Genomic DNA, 21,321 nt, shown 5'->3' on the forward strand with positions numbered 1-21,321 from the left:
TATGCTGTTGCCTTTTATTGAATTGTGTATTGCCTCCGGCTCACTGATAAGAAAAACCGAATATTCCCCCCCGGCGAATCAGCAACGTGTTGCCTGACATTCACCCTGTGATGTCCATAATTGATAAAAAAAGGAAACAGAAAGCGGCGCAGCCAGGCTACGCTAATAGTGCTCTTTTATTATTTCGTGCTGTTATGGTAAAAGAAACTCGCCGCTTTTAGTGTACCGACTTTAATCAGGAGGTGCGCCGCCATTTTTACCACTTAATGCTATTTTTAAGATTAGCCTTAAATGAATCGTTCACTTTTGAATTTCTTGCGGCATACTGTTTAGGAAGTGTTTAAGTTCCAAGATAGCCATGCATGAGGTCATAACCTATGAGCCGACAGTTATTTCCTGCCCGACAGATGCAGACTAAAGAACGGCGAAGTCCGGATATTACAATAGTCTCTCATATCTCGCCAGGGTGCCGCTCAAGGCTGATGACTCGGGCTACTTACGTTCTGCCCGGTTAATAACCGGCATGCCGCTCGAGCACGGCAATATACGCTGTTCGCGGAATGAAGATGGTTGAATAACAAACTTATTCAAAACCTATTCATAGTAAAACATCAATTACCTCGCCAAGAGTGATTTCTCTCTTTTGGTGATTTTTAATCTATGGCTAAGTTTGTCTATGTCTGAAACAAGTTCCGTTCATTCTCTTCCCATGCGCTATGCGGACTTCCCCACGTTAGTGGACGCGTTGGATTACGCGGCACTCGGTAATACGGGAATGAATTTTTACGACCGTCGCAATCAACTCGTGACCGTTCTCGACTATCGCACGCTGCAGCAAAAAGCGATCGCGGGCGCGCGGCGTTTATTGTCCCTGAAGCTCAAGAAAGGCGATCGCGTGGCGCTTATCGCCGAAACCAGCCCGGGCTTCGTCGAAGCCTTTTTCGCTTGCCAATATGCCGGCCTGGTGGCGGTGCCGTTGGCGATCCCGATGGGCGTTGGCCAGCGCGACTCCTACACCGCCAAACTGAAAGGGTTGATCGCCAGCTGCAACCCTGCGGCGATCATCAGCAGCGAAGAGTGGACACCGCTCATCTCGTCGGCCACGGAAAACTCTTCGGCGATGCACATCCTCAGCGACGCAGACTTTAACGCCTTGCCAGAACCGGAAATCGCGTTGCCGGCGCCTTCGCCCGACGATATCGCCTATCTCCAATACACCTCGGGCAGCACCCGCTTTCCGCGCGGCGTGATCATTACCCAGCGGGCGGCCATGGCGAACCTGAACGCGATCAGTCGCGACGGGATCAAGTTGCGCGCCGGCGACCGCTGCGTTTCGTGGCTGCCCTTCTATCACGATATGGGCCTGGTCGGTTTCCTGCTTACGCCGGTGGCGACCCAGCTGTCCGTCGACTACCTGCGCACGCAAGATTTCGCCATGCGCCCGATGCAGTGGCTGAAACTGATCGCCAAGAATCGCGGCACGGTGTCCGTCGCCCCGCCGTTCGGCTACGATCTGTGTCTGCGCCGCAGCAACGCCAAAGAGCTGGCCGATCTGGATCTTTCCAGCTGGCGGGTTGCGGGCGTGGGCGCCGAGCCGATCCCGGCCGAGCTGCTCGCCCAGTTTGGCGAACACTTCAGCAGCATCAACTTCGACAGCAAAGCCTTCATGCCGTGCTATGGCCTGGCCGAGAACACCCTGGCGGTGAGTTTTTCCGACCCTTGCTCCGGCCCGCAAACCAACGAGGTCGACCGCGATATTTTGGAATACGAGGGTAAAGCGGTCGCGCCGGGCAAGAAGACCCGCGCCGTCTCGACCTTCGTCAACTGCGGCCGTGCGCTGCCCGGCCACCGCATCGAGATCCGCAGCGAAACCGGGCAACCGCTGCCGGAACGTCAGGTCGGCCATATCACGATTTCCGGCCCCAGCCTGATGAACGGCTATTTCTGCGACGATGAGTCCCAGCAGCAGATCCAGGTGACCGGCTGGATGGACACCGGCGATCTCGGCTATCTGCTGGACGGCTATCTGTACGTCACCGGCCGCAAGAAGGATTTGATCATTATTCGCGGCCGCAATATCTGGCCGCAGGATATTGAGTACGTCGCGGAATCCGAACCGGAAATCCGTTCCGGCGATGCGATTGCCTTCGTGACCGAAGAACACGACGAAGCGGCCAGGATCATTTTGCAGATCCAGTGTCGAGTCAGTTCGGAAGAACGCCGTGAACAAATCGTGCATTCGCTGAGCGCGCGCATTCAAAGCGAGTTCGGCATCGCGGTGGACATCGAGCTGCTGCCGCCGCACAGCATTCCCCGCACGTCGTCGGGCAAACCCGCACGCGCGGAGGCCAAGAAACGCTGGCTGAGCGCTTCGCTCTACCCGCAAATGCCGCAGCTGGCCGGTTTCGCGCAATGAGCGGCACCGTGGCAGTGACGGGCGCGACCGGCTTTATCGGCCGGCACATCGTCCAGGAACTGCTGGCGCAAGGGTTTAGCGTGCGCGCCCTGACGCGGCAAGCCGGAAAAGCCGCCGCAGACAACCTGCAGTGGATCCCCGGCGCGCTGGAAGATCGGCCCTCGCTCACCGAACTGGTGCGCGGCGCGGAGTGCGTCGTACATTGTGCGGGCCAGGTGCGCGGGCATGCGGAAGCGGTGTTCACCCGCTGCAACGTCACCGGCAGCCTGAATTTGATGCAGGCGGCCAAACAGAACGGCCGCTGCAATCGCTTCTTGTTCATGTCGTCGCTGGCGGCCCGCCATCCGGCGCTGTCCTGGTACGCCCATTCAAAACAGGCCGCCGAGCAGCAACTCATCGCCGCCACGGGCGATATCGCGCTGGGGATTTTCCGCCCGACGGCGGTTTACGGGCCCGGCGATAAAGAGCTGAAACCGCTGTTCAACGGCCTGCTGCGCGGCGTGCTGCCCCGGCTGGGCGCGCCTGACGCCAGGCTCTCTTTTCTGCACGTGAGCGATTTGGCAAAGGCGGTCAGCCAATGGGTGCAAACCGAACCCGCGCAGCCGAATATTTACGAACTGTGCGACGGCGTGGCCGAAGGCTATAACTGGCTGCGCCTGCGGGACATCGGCGCCGCCGTGCGTCACGGGCCGGTGCGTCTGGTGGGCATTCCGCTGCCGCTGCTGAAAGCCCTGGCGGATATCAGCGTGGTGTGGAACCGCCTGGTAAAAAAAGAGCCGATGCTGACGCGCAGCAAAATACGCGAATTAACGCATCGCGACTGGTCCGCCAGTAATCAGGCGCTGTCGCAACAGATTAATTGGTTTCCACAGGTGAGTTTGGAACGCGCGCTGCGTGAAGGGCTGTTTTAATTATTCCAAGTAGAGGTGTGTCAACGTTCTTATGCTAAATCGCGATGCTGTAATGGATTATATCCTGACGTGTTTGCAAGGTATCGTCGAAGGCGGAGTGGAAATAAAACCTGATAGCGATCTCGTCAATGATCTTGGCCTGGAATCCATCAGAGTCTTGGATCTGCTGATGATGCTGGAAGATGAATTAGATATCTCCATTCCTATCAATATATTGCTTGATGTCAGAACGCCTGAGCAACTGCTTGACGCGCTGCGCCCTTATCTGGAGAAAAACCATGGGACTGTATGATAAGTTTGCGCGGCTCGCCAATGACCGTGAACAATTTCAAACGTCCGGTCTGAATCCGTTCGGCACCTGTATCGACGAAGTGTATTCCGCCACCCAAGGGCGCATCGGCGATCAAAAGATTGTCCTCGCCGGCACCAATAATTACCTTGGCCTGACGTTCGATGCGCAGGCGATCGCCGCCGGCCAGGCGGCTCTGGCCGCGCTCGGCACCGGCACCACCGGCTCGCGCATGGCGAACGGCAGTTACGGATCGCACCTGACGCTGGAACGGGAGCTGGCGGAATTCTTCGATCGCCCGAGCGCCATCGTGTTCTCCACCGGCTATACCGCCAACCTGGGCGTCATCAGCACGCTGGCGGGGCCGGGTGCCGTGGTGCTGATCGACGCGGACAGCCACGCGAGCATTTACGACGCCTGCGCCCTCGGCGGCGCGGAAATTATTCGCTTCCGCCACAATGACGCCGCCGATCTGGAGCGCCGCATGGTGCGCCTGGGCGAACGCGCCCGCGAGGCGATCATTATCGTGGAAGGCATCTACAGCATGCTGGGCGACGTCGCCCCGCTGGTGGAAATCGTCGACATCAAGCGGCGATTGGGCGGGTATCTGCTGGTCGACGAAGCGCACTCCTTCGGCGTGATGGGCGAGCACGGCCGCGGCCTGGCCGAAGCGCTGGGCGTCGAGCAAGACGTGGATATCATCCTGGGCACCTTCAGCAAAAGCCTGGCTTCGATCGGCGGCTTCGCCGTCGGCGGCAAGGGGATGGACGTGCTGCGCTACAGCAGCCGGCCGTATATCTTTACCGCTTCGCCGTCGCCGTCCAGCATCGCTTCGGTGCGCACGGCGCTGCAAAAAATCGCCCGCCATCCCGAGCTGCGGGAAAAACTGTGGAGCAATGCGCACCGCCTGTACCACGGCCTCGCCGAGCTGGGCTATACCCTGGGGCCGCGCATCAGCCCGGTGGTGCCGGTGATGATCGGTTCAAAGGAAGAAGGGTTGCGTTTCTGGCGCGAGCTGATCGCCCACGGCGTCTATGTGAACCTGGTGCTGCCACCGGCCGCGCCGGCGGGCGTGACCCTGCTGCGCTGCAGCGTCAATGCCGCGCACAGCGATGAAGAAATCGACACCATCGTGCGCGCCTTTGCGGCGCTGAAAAAATAAAGCCTTTCCTTCTCGGCCGCGGCGGCGGTGCCGAAAATGGCCACGCCGCCCTGCCGAACCGATGCGCACCTCAGTGCGCAGCCGTTGATACTCCATCAGCCGAATAGCGATACCCCTGCGCCGCCATAAATTCCGCGATGGCTTTTTCCGCCGCCGAAAGCACCTCCTCGATCGGCCGATCGGCATCGAGATCCACGATGTCGGCGCCTTCGAACGTCAATAGCGGCGTGACGGCGATCTTCTTCTCCAGCGCCGCTTTGCGGTGATCGGGTTTGCGCGCGCAGGCCACGTCCAGACTGACATTCAGCTTGAGCACCAGATCCGGTTTTTGCCCCGCCATCCATTGAAACGCCGCCCGTTCACGCGCCGCCAGCCAACGGACGAAACGGCTGCCTTCAACGTCGACGGGAAAAACCGTGCCGTCGTAAGCGCCAGGGATCTGCGCCTGCGGAAAACGGTCGGTCAACACGATGAACCCTTGCCGGCGATACGCCAGCATGCGGCGAAAACGCAGCAGCCGCCGCCCCACGAAAGCGATGATCACCGCCGACGGCAACAGGCCGATCCGGGATTTTTTCGTTTTGACTTTTTTGGTATTGCTCTCGATAGCCTTGCCCACCGAGCGCCCGAGCAGCGGCAATTTCGCCGCCGCGCGCCCGACATTGCCCGCCTGTTTGCCCAGATGCACCTGCACCGCCGGGCCATAATGTTTCACATACTCGATCAGATGTTCACAAACGGTGGACTTACCCGATCCGTCGCTGCCGATAACCGCAATCAGCGGCGGAAATTTTGCACTCATAATAAGACTCTCTTTCAATACACCAGAAACGGCGTGCCATATTTGAAGCGAACGATCGCTTATCATTGCCGCGGTGGCTGCGTGAAAAAAAATTTGCCATACGCAGCGCCAAAAAGCACAAAAGATTAAGCGAAAATTGAAAACCTCTGCTCTTTTTTCGCCGTGAGCCATGCCGAGAATTAACATAAAAAGCGAAACCAGCCCACGCACGAAAAATTAGCACAAAATAACAAGAACAAACGCCATGAATATCAATTCAAATAACGAAAAGGAATACCGATCTCATTATTTTATCGCAGCAAAGCACAATAAATATCTTGAACCCAAGGCGTATTGGAATACAATAGTTTTTTTCGCATTGGATCAATTATTGTGAGTCAGCAGATAAGACCTTCATCTGATCGCTCGCCCGTGCGCGTAATAGCGATAACCGGCTGTGACGGCTCGGGAAAATCCACGTTAGCCGCCAGCCTGGTCAACGCTTTATCGGCACAAGAACCTGCCGAACTGCTGTATCTCGGCCAGTCTTCCGGGCGTATTGGCGAATGGATCAGTTCGCTGCCGATTATTGGCGCGCCCTTCGGGCGTTATTTGCTGAAGAAATCGGAACGCGTGCATGAGCGCCCTTCCACACCGCCGGATAATGCCACGGCGCTGGTGATATTTTTACTCTCCTATTGGCGCGTTTATAAATTCCGTCGCATGCTGAAGAAAAGCCGCAGCGGCGCATTACTGATCACCGATCGTTATCCGCAAGCCGAAGTGGCGGGGTTTCGTTTCGATGGCCCGCAGCTGGCGAAAACCGCCGGCGGCAATCGCTGGATCCGCTGGCTGAGAAAGCGCGAACAAAACCTGTACCAATGGATGGCGTCTTATCAGCCCTTATTATTAATTCGGCTGGATATTGACGAACAAACGGCCTATTCACGCAAACCCGATCACTCGCTGACGGCGTTGCGTGAAAAGATCGCCGTCATCCCGCACCTGACGTTTAACGGCGCTAACATATTGGATTTAGACGGCCGCGAACCGGCTGACCGTATTTTCGACGCATCGCTGCGCGCCGTTAAAATATCGCTGAGGGCCGCCAATGCCTAGCCGACAAATAACCTTTCCGTACCGAAACAGATGAAAAAAAATAAACTCACCGCCGAACAGGATACCTCTCCCACCTGCATCACCGGGCTGATTGCCGTGGTGGGCAGCGACGGTACGGGCAAGTCCACGCTGACCGCCGACCTGGTGAAAAACCTGCAGCAACATCGCCCCACGGAGCGGCGCTATTTGGGGCTGATCTCCGGCGAAGACGGCGACAAAATCAAGAAGTTGCCGTTCATCGGCGTGTGGCTGGAACGGCGCCTGGCGGCCAAGTCCGACAAAACCCAGCGCATGAGCAACAGGCCGCCGGCGCTGTGGGCGGCGCTGATCATGTACGGCTTTTCGCTGTGGCGCGCATCCAACCTGCGCAAGGTGCGGCGGCTGGCGCAGAGCGGCGTTCTGGTGATCAGCGATCGCTACCCGCAGGCGGAAATCTCAGGTTTTTACTACGATGGGCCCGGCATCGGCGTGGAACGCGCAAAAGGGTGGCTATTAAGCCGCCTGGCGGCGCGCGAACGCCGTTTATATCAACGCATGGCCGTCTATCGGCCGGAGCTGATCATTCGCCTTGATATCGACGTCGATACGGCCTTTTCCCGCAAGCCCGATCACAGTTACGAAGAGCTGAAAGACAAGATCGCCGCCATGGTGCGCCTGCAATACAACGGCTCGCGCATCATCGAGCTGGACGCCAGAGCCCCTTACGACGAGGTGCTGAGCAATGCGCTCAACGCCATTTCCGCCGTGGTGAACCCCGCGAAGCGCCCGCAGAGCGATCTCGGGCAACCCGGCGAGAACGCCGGTAAAGAAACTCAGGTTTATTAAACGAATACAGGGCAAACGCATGACTGCGGAACACAAAATGCAGCAAAACAACGATAACGGCTGGTTTGGGCTATGAAACGGTGGTTTTCCGACGGCGCGTTTCGTTCCATTTTACGTAATGCCGCCTACCTGGGCTCCGGCAGCGTCGCCAGCGCGCTGCTCGGCCTGCTGGCGCTCTCCTGCGCCGGTAAAGGCATGTCGCCTGAAATGTTCGGCGTGCTGGTGGTGATTCAGGCCTATACCAAAGCGGTCAGCGATTTCATCAAATTCCAGACCTGGCAGTTTGTGGTGCAATTCGGCACTCCGGCGCTGGAACATCAAAATACCGGGCGCTTCCGCGACGTCGTCGCCTTCTCCTTTGGCCTGGATATCGCCAGCGGCGTCATCGCCGTGCTGGGCGGCATGATCATGCTGCCGTTCTTGTCTCACGCTCTGGGGCTGGACAGCGAAAGCTTCTGGCTCGCCATGCTGTACTGCACCCTGATCCCATCGATGACCTCGTCCACGCCGACCGGCGTGCTCCGCGCCTTCAACCGCTTCGATTTAATCGCCATCCAGCAGGCGATCAAACCGTTCCTGCAGGCGGTGGGCAGCGTCATCTCCTATTATTTCGATCTGGGGTTCCCCGGCTTTATCGTCACCTGGTACGCCTCTAACCTGATCGGCGGCACGCTGTTTTGGTGGTTCACCGCGCGCGAGCTGCGCCGCCGCGATATCCATGGCGCGCTGAGGCCGCGCCTGTTCAACGTCGCGCGCCGCATCGAGGGCGCCTGGAACTTCGTCTGGACCACCAACATCGCCCATACCATCTGGGCCGCCCGCAACTCCTGCACCACCGTGCTGGTGGGCGTGGTGCTCGGCCCGGCCGCCGCCGGGCTGTTCAAGATCGCCATGACCTTCTTCGATGCGACGGGCACCCCGGCCAAGCTGCTGGAGAAAAGCTTCTATCCCGAGATCATGCGCCTGGATCCGCGCACCAAGACCCCGTGGCTGCTCGGCCTGCGCTCTTCGCTGCTGGCCGGCGGCATCGGCCTGGCCGTTGCGGTGTTGATGTTGCTGGTGGGCAAGCCGCTTATTTCCGCGGTATTCGGGCAGCAATACCTGGAAGCCTATGACCTGATTCAAATCATGCTGGGCGCGATCATCGTCTCCATGATGGGCTTCCCGCAGGAATCCTTACTGTTTATGGCGGGCAAACAGCGCGCCTTCCTGATCGCGCAGGCGACGGCCTCGGCGGCCTACATTGCGCTGCTGGTGTCGATGGCGTATGCCTTCGGCGTGCAGGGCGCCGCCTTCGCTTATTTACTTGGGCAATGTTTAGACGTTCTGTTATCCCTGATACCGACGATCGGCGCCTACCGCAATCGCTTTATGTTGGGGCTGAATGTGCCCAAAGAGAGTAATCAATGACCGCTAGCAATAATTGGAAAAAGTTCTCAGCCGAAACCACCCAGGCGCTGTTTGTCGCGGTGGAAGAGGACGACCTGGTTGAGGCGAATATCAGCCTGCCGCAGCAGATTGATCTGGAATGCTCCCCCGAGAGCATTCGGGACAACTACGCGCTGTGCCTGCAGTTTTGGGAAGACGGCTTTTCCCGCCGCGAGCTGCTGCAATTGGTGAACGGTTTCCTGCAAGACCCGCAGTTGGCGGCGGCTACCCGCATGCGCTACAAATATATCCGCGCCCGCTATAAGCACCTGCGCTTCGCCCAGCAGCTGTACGGCGCCCCGCACCGCGCCAACCGCCTGTTCCACACCACCACCGTGGTGCTCGGCCATTTTCAGGACGCGTTTCGCAACGGCAACCAGAAGAACCTGACGCTTTACGGCAACCTGCTGCGGCTGCTGCTCAGCAAGCCGGTGTGGTCTTACGTGCGCTATGCGCTGCGCCACACCCGGCTGGAAAGCGCACAGGGCTTTATCGCCTACCGCCAGGAGCAAATGCGCCAGCTGCAAACGCTGATCGCCGGCCCGTCGCTGACCGGGCATCAGTTCCATGACGTGCGCAAAATCGTCAGCCGCCAGGTCTCGTTCTACGACACGCTGAGATCGATCGATCCCGACAACCGCGAGGCCCGACAGATCTCGCGCTTCCTGGCGGCGATTAACGGCCTGATGGGCGACCGGCATGACGTGATGGTGGCGGACAAGCTGGCCGGCGGCGATATCTATGATCGGCCGGCGATCCTGGATATCGACATCCGCCAGCGCCTGGAGCTGCTGCTGGCGCGTTTTCCGCTGTCGTTTTCCCAGCCGGCCATCGCGGCGGGCAGATAAGCGGGTTGCACGGAGCCATGATGACGTTACGTCGCTTGCTGACCCTTGCGCTGCTGCTGTCGCCGCTGACGGCATCTGCACATAACTTCGTGCATGGCCGGCCGGTGGCGCCGATCGCCATCGCCGATCGCGGCGAGCTGCTGCTGCGCAACGGCGATTTCAGCTACCGGCCGTGGAACAGCGCAAAACTGGCGGGCAAGGTGCGGGTGATCCAGTACATCGCCGGGCGCACCTCCGCCAAAAAGAAGAACTCGCTGCTGATCAACGCCGTTAAGGACGCGAACCTGCCGGGCGATCGCTTCCAGCCGACCACCATCGTCAACACCGACGACGCGATACCGGGCTCCGGCTTCTTCGTGCGCGGCAAGATCGAGAAAAACAAGCGGCATTACCCCTGGGCGCAATTCATCGTCGACAGCGACGGGCTGGGGCGCATGGCCTGGCGGCTGCCGGAGGAGAGCTCCACCATCGTAGTGCTGGACAAGGCCGGGCGCGTGCAGTGGGCGAAGGACGGCGCACTCACCCCGCAGGAAGTTGACCAGGTGATCGCCCTGCTGCGCGCGCTGATCGCGCAGGAGACGCCATGAAGCGCACGCCGCCGGGAACCGATAACGCATGTCTTTGATTGAACGCTATATCACGGTTGAGATCCGCCGCCTGGTGATGATGATCGCCGGGTTTCTGATCTTCATGTTCGCCAGCTACTCCGCTCAGCGCTACCTGACCGACGCCGCCAACGGCACGCTGGCGCTGCGGGTGGTGGCCGACGTGGTTTTCTATAAGTCGCTGATCGCGCTGGAGATGATATTGCCCGTCGCGCTGTATGTCTCGGTGGCGGTCGCGCTGAGCCAGATGTACAGCGATGCGGAGATCACCGCCATGCTGGCCGCCGGCGCCAGCCCGCTGCGGCTGTACAAGGCGGTGCTGATACTCGCCGTGCCGCTGGCGATAGCGGTCACGCTGCTGTCGCTGTATGGCAGGCCCTGGGCGTATGCCAATATTTATCAGCTGCAGCAACAGTCGCAATCGGTGCTGGACGTGAGCCACCTGCAGGCCGACAAATTCAACGTCAGCGGCAACGGCCGCATGATCCTCGCCAGTCACGTCGACAAAACGGCCAACCACCTGACGGACGCCCTGATTTATGTGCGCGGCGGCCATCACACCAACCTGTACCGCGCGCAGTCGGTGGAGGTGCTCGACGCCTCCCCCGCCAGCCCCGCCGTGCGGCTGAAAACCGGCACCGCCTATGTGCTGGATCGTGAGGGCACCGACGACAACGGGCAGAACTACGACAACTTCGACATCGCGCTCAAACCGTTCGTGCCCAGCGCCGAGAGCCGGCACAAGTCGGCCTCGCCGGCGGAACTGGCGCGCTCCGCCGATCCGGGCGACGCCGCCGAACTGCAATGGCGCGAGAGCCGCGGGCTGACCACCGTGCTGATGGTGCTGCTGGCGATCCCCTTTAGCCGCATCAAGCCGCGGCAGGGGCGCTACGCCGCGCTGCTGCCCCTCACGGTTCTGTTTACCGTGATTTTCTATGGCGGCAACATTTGCCGCACGCTGGTGGCCAACGGCTCTCTGCCGACGATCCCCGGCGTTTGGCTGGTGCCGATAGCGATGGCTGTCGGTATCGCCCTGCTGCTGGCGCGCGACCTCTCCCTGCTGCGGAAACCCTCCCGATGACCCTTTTTAGCCGCTATCTGATCCGCAACGTGTTCATCGGTTTCGCCGCCGCGGCCGGGCTGCTCATCCCGCTGTTCACCACCTTTACGCTGATCAACGAGCTGGAGGACGTGACCCCAGGCGGCTACCGCTGGCAGCAGGCGCTGCTGGTGACCGTGATGACCCTGCCGCGCAGCCTGGTCGATCTGGGGCCGTTTATCGCGCTGCTCGGCGGCATCGTTGGGCTGGGGCAGCTCTCCAAGAGCCTGGAGTTGACGGCGATCCGTTCCGCCGGGATGTCGATATTCCGCATCGCGCTGGTGATGCTCGCCGCCGGGCTGCTGATGAACCTCTCGCTCGGCGCCCTCGATGAATGGGCCGCCTCGCCGCTGCAGCAACGCGCGCTGCAAATGAAGAATAACGCCCTGGCGCAGTCGAATAATAACGACGTTACCGTTAACCCGCTGTGGGCGCGGCGCGGCAACGAGTTTGTGACAGTGAAGACCGTCGATGAGAACGACCAGCCCCACGGCATTGAGATCTTCCGTTATCAAGCCAACCGCGCGCTGGAGTCTTACATTTACGCCGACAGCGCCAGCACCGCCGCCGACGGCAGCTGGCTGCTGCACAACGTGATGCAGAAAAGCTGGCAAGGCAGAAAGGAGACGATTGCGCGACAAGACAGCCTGCTCTGGCGCTCACTGTTCGCCGTGCCGAGCCTGAAAGAGCTGACCCTGCCGGCGGGCAGTTTCTCGCTCCAACAGCTGGATCGCTATATCGATTACCTGCAAGGCTCGGGGCAACCCAGCACCGAATACCGCCTGGCGCTGTGGAAAAAACTCGGCCAGCCCCTGCTGGTGCTGGCGATGATTTTGCTGGCCATCCCGTTTACCTTCACCGCCCCGCGCGCCCCCGGCATGGGCAGCCGGCTAGCGCTTGGCGTCATCATCGGGCTGCTGACCTACATCGCTTACCAGATCGTTCTCAACCTGGGGTTGCTGTTCGCCCTCAACGCGCCCTTCACCGCCCTCGCCCCACCGCTTTTGCTCCTGGCGTTGGCGCTGGCGCTGGTTTATCGGTTTGACCGGCGGGGTTAAGCATTTTCTGAGGTTGATAAGGGATAAGAAGAGAATCGCAATTTCCATTCCAGAGAAAACATCACGCACTCACCTGCTCGCGATTTTTAAGGATGTTAGTTAATGGCAAAGATAGCTGTTTGTATACTGACTTTTAACTCCTCTCGTTTATTACACGAGGTGCTTTCTCCACTCATGGGCATTGCGGATGAGTGGATTGTGGTGGACTCCGGCAGTACGGATAAAACGCTGTCTATTTGCCAAAGCTTTGGAATAAGCCCTATTTATCATCGTTTCGAGACTCACGGACGGCAAATGAACTTTGCGATTTCTCAAGCTCATCATGACTGGGTGTTGTGCCTGGACAGCGACGAAATTCTTGATGCCGAAACCATAGCGTCCATTTTAAAATTCAAAGCGCAGGAAAACCCACCGCCACAGCAAGCCTTTAGAATTAAAAGGAATTGGTTTGTTCTCGGACAGCCAGTCAGAACGATTTATCCCATCTCCTCACCGGACTACCCCGTTCGGCTGTTCAATAGAACGCAGGTCAGGTTCAATGATGCTCCGGTAGATGATGCCGCTGAAGGCTATATTCACACGTCGGTCATTCCCGGCAATGTTAAGCACGATACCTTTTACTCTCTCCATGAAATATTCAACAAGCTCAATAGCTATACGACAAGAGTAGTAAAATACAGAAACATTAGGCCCTCGATATTTCGTGGTGTCGTTAGCGCGATCGGCGCATTTTTCAAATGGTATGTCCTGAGCGGCGCATGGAAGGAAGGCAAAGTCGGCGCCGTCACTGGGTTTTATGCCGTGGCCTACAGTTTCCTGAAGTATTTTAAATCCTGGTATGGCAAAGATTGATAACGTTAAGGACAGAAACAGGGGCACATCTCCGCCGATACTGATCCTGGCGTTGGTTTATCGATTTATGCGGCGGAGTTAACACCCTACAGCAGCCTTTAGAAAACAAGAACTTTCCGGTTAATAGTTGGCCGGCTTTACAAATTGGCCTGAGCCGTTATCATCCTTTATTTGGTGTCCTATGCGCCGTTAGCTATCGCTGGCTGCCGTTCGATAACATGCCCCTCAGGGGGCCATCGAGTGCAAGGAGTGCGAGCGCCCGCCTGAACAGGCCAAGACGCAGCAAGCAAAGGAAGAGACACACTATGTTTTCCAGTTTGAAACTGCTGTATATCGCCGATGATATTATTTCACCTGATGATTGAAGATCAGAAAGACGAGGATGTCGCCACTATCAGGGGGAGAATATGAGCAAATTGATAATGGCAATGGCGTTACTGTTTACTGTTCTCATGATGCAAGGATGCAAAAAAAACATGGAATATGAACCACAGGATTTTTTTGAAGGCCGTCAACTGGACATCGCACAGCTGATTTATGATGGCGATGAAGTGAAACTGAAAGAGAAACTTCCCTCTGTCAGCAAGGAAGAACTGAATCGACCGGTTAAGGCGGACATGACCCTGCTGTTTTGGTCGGTGCTAAACTCAATCTATGATAAAAACACGCCAGAAAGGCTGAAAATAATAACCGACCTGGTAAAAGCGGGCGCAGACCCGCTGCAACCCAGACCAGAAGGAGGAAGCAGCCCAGCGGAATTCGTCATGAAAGCCGACAAGGGGATTTGGGTCAAAGCCATGCTCGACGGCGGTTTACCGCCAAACGCAAAAGATAAGGTATTCAATGAACCCATTGTATTCCAAACAATCAAAGCAAAAAACACTGAAACGTTAAAGGTGATGCTGGAGTACGGAGCGGACATAAATATCAGAGACTCCTTGCAACAAACCTTATTAATGGATGCTTTTTTTAGCTCAGCCTTTGAGCACATGACCCTACTGCTCAATCGGGGTGCGAATCCTAACCCAGTAAATATAAACAATCTTTCGCTGTTAACAGCAGTGAATCGGCAAATAAAAGACAGCCAAGATGGCTCAGAATACAATGAACAGTGTAAGAAAATACTCGAGCTCATGCTTTTGAAAGGGGCAAAGGAAACGCAGTAATTTCATCAACGCAGATCTGACAGTTGCCGGTTATTTATACTGAGGCTGTCAGATGGCATCTGGCTTTAGCTAAACACGCTATAGACCACACAATAAAACTGATTGAAGAGACGAGGATGTCACTATTTATTCTCAGGGGAAAACATGAGCAAATTGATAATGGCAATAGCGCTGCTGTTCACTGTTCTCATGGTGCAAGGATGCAACAAAAGCATGGAATATGAGCCACAGGATTTTTTTGAAGGCCGGCAGCTGGACATCGCACAGCTGATTTATGATGGCGATGAAGTGAAACTGAAAGAGGAGCTTCCTTCTATAAGCAAGGAAGAACTGAATCGACCGGTTAAGGCGGACATGACCCTGCTGTTTTGGTCGGTGTTGAACTCAATCTATGATAAAAACACGCCGGAAAGGCTGAAAATAATAACCGACCTGGTAAAAAGTGGCGCAGACCCGCTGCAACCCAGACCAGAAGGAGGAAGCAGCCCAGCGGAATTCGTCATGAAAGCCGACAAGGGGATTTGGGTCAAAGCCATGCTCGATGGCGGTTTACCGCCAAACGCAAAAGACAAAGTATTCAATCAACCCATTATATTCCAAACAATCAAAGCCAAAAACCCTGAAACGTTAAAGGTGATGCTGGATTATGGCGCAGATATAAATACAAGAGACTCATTGGGAAACACCTTGTTAATAAGCTCATTGGATTCTCATTCGTTTGATCATACGATTATTTTGTTAGAGAGAGGTGCGGATAGTAAAATCAAAGGGAAGTTTGGTTGGACTATGGGCAATCAGCTTCAGCGCTTTATAGATAGAGGTGTAGGCGACACCGAGGATAAAGAAAAAATCAACAAGATAAAAGAATTGTTAATTAAGAACGGGGGAGACTGGCCTCCACTACCTATAGAGAATTGATACACCCCTCCCCTACGGCATGGATAGGTCGACGTCGAAGACATGTAACATGCCGCTCAGGGGCTGAATGGCAACCGCCATCCAGCCCCTGCTTGCCCAGCCGACGTTAACGCAACTCCTTCGCTATCGCGCTAAACATCAGCGACGCCTCCAGCGGTTGGGCGCTGAAAGAAGGTTCCGCCTGCGGCCAGGTGGACCACTGGACGATCACCAGATTCTCCGCCTGATTGACCATAATCATCTGGCCGAAAATCCCCAGCGCCCACAGGGAATGCTTGAGGGACGCCTGCGGAGTGGGTTCTACGTTAGTCGCATTCACCGGCACTTCATTGTTCCACCACTGGAAGCCGTAAATGCCGTCAGGATACGCCGCCGATACCGAGCCCGCCGCCCGTGTCCAGTTGGCCGACTGGGCTACCCAATCTTCCGGCAGGATCTGTTTGCCGTTCGGCAACGTTCCGTTATGCAGAATGAATTCGCCGAAGCGCCCCCAGTCTTCCAGCGTGGCGTTGAACCCGTGCGCGCCCACGTCGTGCTTGCCTTTCGCGTAGGCATGCCACACGCCATCGCTCGCCATGCCGTACGGCTGCCAGATGCTTTGCTGCAGATAGGCCGCCAGCGGCATGCCGGTGGCACGCTCCAGCACGTCGCCCAGCAGCCAAGCGCCGCCGGAGGAGTAAGACCAGTTCTGCCCGGCCGGATGCGCACGCTGCAAACCGGCCACCAGCTTGCGCACGCAGGCATAGGTGCCGGGTTTGGCTTCACACTCGGTCAGCTGCGCGAAGTCCGATTTCGGGTTGGTGTAATCCTCATTCCACGCCACGCCGGAGGTGTGGGTGATCAGCTGCCTGAGGGTCACGCCGTCCCACGCGGTGCCTTTCAGGTCGGGTTCGTATTGGGTGATGAGATCGTCGAGCGAGTGGATTTTGCCCTGTTTAATCGCCACGCCTACCAGCGTGGCGACCACGGATTTGCCCACCGAACGCGACGTCCACAGGGTAGCGTCGGTATTGCCCTGCCCCAGATATTTCCAGGCGATTTTGCCGTCTTTCAATACCAGCATGCCGCTGACGTTCTGGCGCTGCAGGTAATCCTGCAGGTGGTAGGTTTTGCCATTAACCCGATAGCTGGCGTCGGTTAAAGGTTTAGCGGCAGCCGGCAGCGGTGTGGCATTGCTGTGGTGAAATACATCCCCGGCATAGTTGCGGTAGTCGTTACGAAAACCGATCACCCGGTCGCTCTGGCTCCAGGTGAGCATCTTGTGCGTGTCCGGTAATTGCGCATCGAAAGGCGCAGGACAGGCGCTGAGTTCGGTGCCCGCGCAGGCGGCCAGCGCGGCGGGCGCCAGCAGGCCGCTGCAGAGACTGATGACGACGCCCGCCAATAGGCTGCGGTTAAACACTTTGCTTTTCATATTATTTCTCGCATAGCTCAGGAAGGCGTTCAGCTTAAAAAAACGCGGCCTATAATAAAAAACGCCTGATGGGGGAAAATCCCCCGAAAAATCGACGGGAGAACCGCGTGCCGAGCCTGATTTATTCCTTTGCCCAACTGGAAGCCTTCACCGCCGTGGCCGAGCACGGCAGCCTGGCGAAAGCCGCGCTCAAGCTGGGCAAAGACCGCACGACGCTGCGCGATTTGATTGATTTTCTCGAGGATGGCTTGGGCTATGCGCTGTTCCTGCGCGAGGGGCGCAGCCTGCACCTGACGCCGGAGGGCGAACAGCTGCAGCGCCAGGCGCACCTGCTGATGCGGCAGGTGAAAGCGTTTGAGGCATTTGCCAAAGACGTGCCGAACAGCGCGGCGCAGGAAATCTCGCTGGTCTACGATCCCTTTACGCCCCGCGCGTTGCTGCAGGCGCTGATTGCCGCCATGGCCCAACGCAACACGCGCCTGAGCCTGATTAACGCCTCGCGCGACGAAGCGGAAAGGCTGCTGGCAAGCGGCCAGGCCGATTTGGGCATCTGCCAGGCGCGCAACCGCAGCGTGGGCGACACCATGGAGTGGCGCGCCCTAGGGGCGATAGAGATGGATTTTTACGCCTCCGAAGCGCTTTTCCCCGGCGCGGAACAGCCGCTTTCGCTGCTGGAGCTCTCGCTCACGCCGCAGGTGATCATGCACCCGGATTCTGACGAACCGGTGGCGCGCCGCCTGCAAATTTCCGGGCACACTATCTTTACCAACGAACTGGAGATGCTGCGCGCCCTGCTCGAACAGGGCTGCGGCTGGGGATTCTTACCGACGCATATGCATGCCGAACAGTGGAAAAACGTCAACACGCTGCGCACCGAAGTAGGCAGCCAGGGGATCAGCCAAACCATGGTGACCATCTGGAAGCCGGGCAATGACCGGCGGGCGCTGATTGATGAGACGTTGGGGTTGTTGCCGGGGTTGTGGGGGGGTTGGGAGTGAAAAGCCGCTGCTAGATTAGTGGTGGTGTTGTTACCGGTAGTCGATCGTGGAACTCATCGTCCGCGTTGCTTTTTCGATCGTTCTTTAGCGGGGATTGTTGTTTTCACCCAATGAGAGCCCCTCACCACCATCGTTCCAGCGCTGCTGGCGCTGGTTTGTTGCTTTGATAGGCGGCATTTGAGGGGGGGCTTTGAGCGAAGAGCGGAAGTTGTACTTCTTTTGGAGTTGTCTAAGCAGCACAGTTGAATAAATGTTGAATCCGAACCGTGCTGCTATAGGTGTGTATGATTTCAACACAAATTAATCATAATATTTTAAATGGCTAGTTAATTACAGACCGTTCTGTTATGAACGTTTTTTTAGATTCGGCTTTACTTGCTCCCAAAAATCAAGATAGAACTTACCTTTTTGATAATAAGGTATTTCATTGCTGTTTTTCGGTATTTTTTGCCTTCCACACGCGTAAATTTGGTCTTCTATTTCTTGTAAACTTCTATCTCTATAGTTAAATATCTCATTCAAAAAAACACTAATCTCACCTTTATATTCTTGATATCGATTCTCAAGTTGCAAATCAATTGCTGTTGTGTCATTAACTCTTGCAGATTGCTCGTTGATGCCTAGATTTAAATTAGTGACTTCAGAGTTCCCCATAAGTGTTGCCATTAGGATATCTTCCTTACTAAAATTAAACTTGTAATGAGAATCAAATGAATCAGCATAAGGGTTAATATGTGTAGTTATGTCAAATTCTTTTGTGGAGCGAATTCGGCTATTACATATACCACAGCACGGTATGAGGTTATAAAAAGACAAGGATAGAAAAGGATACTTACTTTTTAAATAAAAATGGTCCAAGTCGAAAAGAATTTTATTATTTCCGTCTCTATAGTTATTATTTATGGTTGGTTTTATATTTGATATAACTTTCAGATCATAAATTCCGCAGTAAAAGCAATGCATTCTTTTAATGTGAGTGTTTTTATAAAACTCAACACATTTAGAACTACTTCTAAATGTGTCATAGAAAAACACTCGTCTTAATAAAAGTTCTCCAAGTTTAATCGGCTGCCAAACTCCATTTACACATTGAGAAATATCGTCAGCTTCTAAAATATTAAAAGCCTCACGAATTCTAATAGGGAAGTACTGAGGCTCTGAGGTTATTAATTCTTTTAATTTCTTGTAATTATTGAATTCTAACCTTTGAAGGTATTTTATATGGCGTTTTTGCGTTTGTTTGGAGCCTGATGCGGAAGTATTTAAGTGCTGCCCGAGCCTATATTCGGTCAATAACTTGGAAAGTCTGCCACATAAAGATTTTTTAAATAACTCATTATTTTTTGTTCGCGGATTTAATACATCCCAAAACTCTGACACCTTACCATTCAAATATACCTTAGGGTTAGCAGATGAAATACTATTTATAAACTTAATCATTCTCAACCCCCTTATTTATTCTTGGGGTGCTTTCATTTTCATAAAGCATAGCCTTTAATTGGTTATGAAGAAACTTATCACCAATCATATTTATGAATTTATTGATCTCTTCTTTTTCTAAGTTACTATAGGATCGGTTGGAAATTTTTCGTATTATTTTTTTATATGGTTAGTTGCAAACGTACCATATCTTTGGTTGTCAAGAAAAAATATGGTTGAGTATAAATCATAAATATTAGAGCCAAAAGTTCTGACATCCTTATTTTCAGAGAGCAGAACACTTTCCTCTTCCAAAATTATCACATTACTATGTGGCAAATCTGTCAACAAAAAAGGAGAATGTGATGTAAGCACTAACTGAATATTATAATTCGAAAAGTTAGGAAGCATTTTATTTAAATTATTTAAGAAGTCAATCTGCCATGAAGGATGTAGATATAAATCCCCTTCATCAATACATATTAAAGTATCAGTTCTTACATTCTTCAATCTTTCTCTAAGCACAGTAAATAATGTTAAATAAGCTTTTGAACCTGAACTAACACCTTCCCAATCGGCCCGAAAATCCCCTCTTTTCCCGAAGAGATAGTTTATATCTTTAATTACCTCTAAATTTTTCTCACTTACTTCTATCGTATAGCGAGTGTAAGAACTGAAACCACTAACCGTATTATTAATAATTGGATTGATCGTATTTAGATTATTTTCAATTTTAGAAAGATCACTAAAACCTGCCTGTAAATCAGAGTATTTTTCATGCTTTTTATTATCTATTTTACAACCATCTATAATTTCAGCAATGCAACCAGATACTTGCTCGCCAATTTTTTGCAGATATAAATCCGTTGATTCATTGTCCATTGATTCGAAATTAATTTGTTCTAGATGTTTTTTTTCAAAATCATTTGATATATTGTTTATTAGTTTAACTAAAAACATATACTTTAAAGAGTGGATGAATTTATTTTTAGGGTTAACAATATCTTTAATCCTTTTTCTTACCAGGCTTGTGAAGTTTTGACCGTCTTCAAAATCCAGTTTCTCGGAAAAAACGTATAAGTCTATCCCAAGAGATGTAGGTATCGATATTTTAATTTCATTTTTTAGAATGGTTCGATGTTTTGTAATTAAATCTATTTGTGAAGATAATAAGTTAACCTTGTCTCCGCTTGAACTGTAATTACGATAGCCATAGTTATTATTTGAAGTGGCATATGTAATCTCTCGACCAAAATTATACCTCCTGTTATCATGAATATTTGAGAAGAACATCCCCCTAATTCCTTTTATTTTACTTCTATCTGACTCATATTCATAATCAAAGTTAGCTTCAATACCTTGTTCTAGATTGTGATAAATAGTGTATTTTTTCTCATCATCTTCTACAATAGCCAAAAAACTTGTGTTGTACTGACGCATGGTTCCTTCTAGGATAGTACATATCAACTCTAAGCAATTTGTTTTCCCAACACCATTTTTTCCAACAATGGCTGTGACATCTGTTATTTTAGTAGAGAATAAATTAGCAATGTAATTTTCATTGTCCATCATATTTAATGAACATGAGTCTTGATTGTATGAAAACCTCTTATCGCTTGCTAAATTTATGGCGAAATTCGTAAATCCTTTATATTTCTCAACCCATACATATGAAATTTTCATTCTAAAACCCTTACCATTGTTGTTATTTAGAGCTGTATTGGTGTTTATCCTAGCTTATTGCATGGACAGCTAGAATGCATTGGCTTAATTTAACATTTATTTCAAAAATGTAAACTTACATAAGAGGAAGAGCTACAGTACTTTGACTTGCACTATTTCTTTAAGAAACCAGAACATTAAAACCTGTCCATTTCTGACTGGGGCTGCTTACAGTTGCAGCTTGACCATTTTAGACTTCAATCGACTCAGTGGTCTCCAACGCATCATCGGCTTTATTCGCGCCCCATTTTTTGACACACAATTGCTATAGAAACGTCCGCTCCTGGCATA

Annotated in this window: 19 protein-coding genes; 15 read left to right on the forward strand and 4 right to left on the reverse strand. The window is 53.6% G+C overall.

Annotation, left to right across the window (positions count from 1 at the left end; translation table 11 throughout):
- Window positions 1-676: 676 nt before the first annotated feature.
- The 4 genes from GT753_RS12255 to GT753_RS12270 are packed head-to-tail and all read left to right on the forward strand — an operon-like array spanning window position 677 to window position 4,778.
- A complete protein-coding gene (locus tag GT753_RS12255; protein ID WP_075686272.1) occupies window positions 677-2,416 on the forward strand; it encodes a fatty acyl-AMP ligase in 1,740 nt (579 codons plus the stop codon).
- The gene (locus tag GT753_RS12260) at window positions 2,413-3,327 is read left to right on the forward strand and encodes an NAD(P)-dependent oxidoreductase (protein ID WP_004935535.1); all 915 of its coding nucleotides are present in this window, start codon (window positions 2,413-2,415) and stop codon (window positions 3,325-3,327) included. Before GT753_RS12255 ends, GT753_RS12260 begins: the two co-directional genes overlap by 4 nt.
- 31 nt (window positions 3,328-3,358) lie before the next feature.
- Entirely contained in the window at window positions 3,359-3,619 is a 261-nt protein-coding gene (locus tag GT753_RS12265; RefSeq protein WP_015378483.1) for an acyl carrier protein, read from the forward strand.
- The gene (locus GT753_RS12270; RefSeq protein WP_004935542.1) at window positions 3,606-4,778 is read left to right on the forward strand and encodes an aminotransferase class I/II-fold pyridoxal phosphate-dependent enzyme; all 1,173 of its coding nucleotides are present in this window, start codon (window positions 3,606-3,608) and stop codon (window positions 4,776-4,778) included. The genes GT753_RS12265 and GT753_RS12270 overlap by 14 nt, the downstream gene beginning before the upstream one ends.
- Window positions 4,779-4,848: 70 nt before the next feature.
- On the opposite strand, the gene GT753_RS12275 is transcribed toward GT753_RS12270, so the two are convergent.
- The gene (locus GT753_RS12275) at window positions 4,849-5,580 is read right to left on the reverse strand and encodes an ATP-binding protein (protein WP_015378484.1); all 732 of its coding nucleotides are present in this window, start codon (window positions 5,578-5,580) and stop codon (window positions 4,849-4,851) included.
- Window positions 5,581-5,952: 372 nt separating this feature from the next.
- Between GT753_RS12275 and GT753_RS12280 the strand changes: the two genes are divergently transcribed.
- From GT753_RS12280 to GT753_RS12325, 10 genes are all read left to right on the forward strand, one after another.
- A complete protein-coding gene (locus tag GT753_RS12280) occupies window positions 5,953-6,678 on the forward strand; it encodes an ATP-binding protein (protein WP_015378485.1) in 726 nt (241 codons plus the stop codon).
- 30 nt (window positions 6,679-6,708) lie between these two features.
- Window positions 6,709-7,503 carry a hypothetical protein gene (locus GT753_RS12285; protein ID WP_004935550.1) on the forward strand — a complete coding sequence of 265 codons (795 nt, stop codon included), beginning with the start codon at window positions 6,709-6,711 and terminating at the stop codon, window positions 7,501-7,503.
- A gap of 72 nt (window positions 7,504-7,575) precedes the next feature.
- A complete protein-coding gene (locus tag GT753_RS12290; RefSeq protein ID WP_004935553.1) occupies window positions 7,576-8,913 on the forward strand; it encodes a lipopolysaccharide biosynthesis protein in 1,338 nt (445 codons plus the stop codon).
- A complete protein-coding gene (locus GT753_RS12295) occupies window positions 8,910-9,779 on the forward strand; it encodes a hypothetical protein (RefSeq protein WP_088381771.1) in 870 nt (289 codons plus the stop codon). The genes GT753_RS12290 and GT753_RS12295 overlap by 4 nt, the downstream gene beginning before the upstream one ends.
- A 20-nt stretch (window positions 9,780-9,799) precedes the next feature.
- Window positions 9,800-10,366: a YtfJ family protein gene (locus GT753_RS12300; protein ID WP_015378488.1), complete on the forward strand. Its 567-nt coding sequence runs from the start codon at window positions 9,800-9,802 to the stop codon at window positions 10,364-10,366.
- Window positions 10,367-10,394: 28 nt separating this feature from the next.
- Window positions 10,395-11,465 (forward strand): LPS export ABC transporter permease LptF, encoded by a 1,071-nt coding sequence (lptF, locus tag GT753_RS12305; protein ID WP_004935565.1) that lies wholly within the window; start codon window positions 10,395-10,397, stop codon window positions 11,463-11,465.
- A complete protein-coding gene (gene lptG, locus GT753_RS12310; protein ID WP_004935566.1) occupies window positions 11,462-12,541 on the forward strand; it encodes an LPS export ABC transporter permease LptG in 1,080 nt (359 codons plus the stop codon). The genes lptF and lptG overlap by 4 nt, the downstream gene beginning before the upstream one ends.
- Window positions 12,542-12,643: 102 nt before the next feature.
- Window positions 12,644-13,393 (forward strand): glycosyltransferase family 2 protein, encoded by a 750-nt coding sequence (locus GT753_RS12315; RefSeq protein ID WP_049242484.1) that lies wholly within the window; start codon window positions 12,644-12,646, stop codon window positions 13,391-13,393.
- 407 nt (window positions 13,394-13,800) lie between these two features.
- Complete coding sequence (locus tag GT753_RS12320; protein WP_166445254.1) at window positions 13,801-14,559, forward strand: ankyrin repeat domain-containing protein; 759 nt, start codon at window positions 13,801-13,803, stop codon at window positions 14,557-14,559.
- A gap of 144 nt (window positions 14,560-14,703) precedes the next feature.
- Window positions 14,704-15,477 carry an ankyrin repeat domain-containing protein gene (locus GT753_RS12325; protein WP_160125617.1) on the forward strand — a complete coding sequence of 258 codons (774 nt, stop codon included), beginning with the start codon at window positions 14,704-14,706 and terminating at the stop codon, window positions 15,475-15,477.
- Between the two features lie 106 nt (window positions 15,478-15,583).
- Here the strand turns inward: GT753_RS12325 and GT753_RS12330 are convergent, their stop codons facing one another.
- The gene (locus GT753_RS12330; RefSeq protein WP_160125618.1) at window positions 15,584-16,891 is read right to left on the reverse strand and encodes a serine hydrolase; all 1,308 of its coding nucleotides are present in this window, start codon (window positions 16,889-16,891) and stop codon (window positions 15,584-15,586) included.
- Between the two features lie 107 nt (window positions 16,892-16,998).
- Here GT753_RS12330 and GT753_RS12335 point away from each other — a divergent pair, with 107 nt between their 5' ends.
- Entirely contained in the window at window positions 16,999-17,889 is an 891-nt protein-coding gene (locus GT753_RS12335) for a LysR family transcriptional regulator (protein ID WP_160125619.1), read from the forward strand.
- A gap of 345 nt (window positions 17,890-18,234) precedes the next feature.
- Here the strand turns inward: GT753_RS12335 and GT753_RS12340 are convergent, their stop codons facing one another.
- Window positions 18,235-19,329, reverse strand: a complete 1,095-nt coding sequence (locus GT753_RS12340; protein WP_160125620.1) for a hypothetical protein — start codon at window positions 19,327-19,329, stop codon at window positions 18,235-18,237.
- A 153-nt stretch (window positions 19,330-19,482) separates the two neighbouring features.
- Window positions 19,483-20,991: an AAA family ATPase gene (locus GT753_RS12345; RefSeq protein WP_160125621.1), complete on the reverse strand. Its 1,509-nt coding sequence runs from the start codon at window positions 20,989-20,991 to the stop codon at window positions 19,483-19,485.
- Window positions 20,992-21,321 lie beyond the last annotated feature (330 nt).

Source organism: Serratia sp. Z4, from assembly GCF_009900725.1.
In the GTDB taxonomy this organism is placed as follows: Bacteria; Pseudomonadota; Gammaproteobacteria; order Enterobacterales; family Enterobacteriaceae; genus Serratia; species Serratia nematodiphila.

Coding starts and splice junctions, on each gene's coding strand:
- GT753_RS12255 (WP_075686272.1), top strand. CDS start 677: ATGTCTGAAACAAGTTCCGTTCATTCTCTTCCCATGCGCTATGCGGAC.
- GT753_RS12285 (WP_004935550.1), top strand. CDS start 6,709: ATGAAAAAAAATAAACTCACCGCCGAACAGGATACCTCTCCCACCTGC.
- GT753_RS12260 (WP_004935535.1), top strand. CDS start 2,413: ATGAGCGGCACCGTGGCAGTGACGGGCGCGACCGGCTTTATCGGCCGG.
- GT753_RS12270 (WP_004935542.1), top strand. CDS start 3,606: ATGGGACTGTATGATAAGTTTGCGCGGCTCGCCAATGACCGTGAACAA.
- GT753_RS12275 (WP_015378484.1), bottom strand. CDS start 5,580: ATGAGTGCAAAATTTCCGCCGCTGATTGCGGTTATCGGCAGCGACGGA.
- GT753_RS12320 (WP_166445254.1), top strand. CDS start 13,801: ATGAGCAAATTGATAATGGCAATGGCGTTACTGTTTACTGTTCTCATG.
- GT753_RS12300 (WP_015378488.1), top strand. CDS start 9,800: ATGACGTTACGTCGCTTGCTGACCCTTGCGCTGCTGCTGTCGCCGCTG.
- lptG (WP_004935566.1), top strand. CDS start 11,462: ATGACCCTTTTTAGCCGCTATCTGATCCGCAACGTGTTCATCGGTTTC.
- lptF (WP_004935565.1), top strand. CDS start 10,395: ATGTCTTTGATTGAACGCTATATCACGGTTGAGATCCGCCGCCTGGTG.
- GT753_RS12325 (WP_160125617.1), top strand. CDS start 14,704: ATGAGCAAATTGATAATGGCAATAGCGCTGCTGTTCACTGTTCTCATG.
- GT753_RS12265 (WP_015378483.1), top strand. CDS start 3,359: ATGCTAAATCGCGATGCTGTAATGGATTATATCCTGACGTGTTTGCAA.
- GT753_RS12290 (WP_004935553.1), top strand. CDS start 7,576: ATGAAACGGTGGTTTTCCGACGGCGCGTTTCGTTCCATTTTACGTAAT.
- GT753_RS12315 (WP_049242484.1), top strand. CDS start 12,644: ATGGCAAAGATAGCTGTTTGTATACTGACTTTTAACTCCTCTCGTTTA.
- GT753_RS12345 (WP_160125621.1), bottom strand. CDS start 20,991: ATGAAAATTTCATATGTATGGGTTGAGAAATATAAAGGATTTACGAAT.
- GT753_RS12330 (WP_160125618.1), bottom strand. CDS start 16,891: ATGAAAAGCAAAGTGTTTAACCGCAGCCTATTGGCGGGCGTCGTCATC.
- GT753_RS12295 (WP_088381771.1), top strand. CDS start 8,910: ATGACCGCTAGCAATAATTGGAAAAAGTTCTCAGCCGAAACCACCCAG.
- GT753_RS12340 (WP_160125620.1), bottom strand. CDS start 19,329: ATGATTAAGTTTATAAATAGTATTTCATCTGCTAACCCTAAGGTATAT.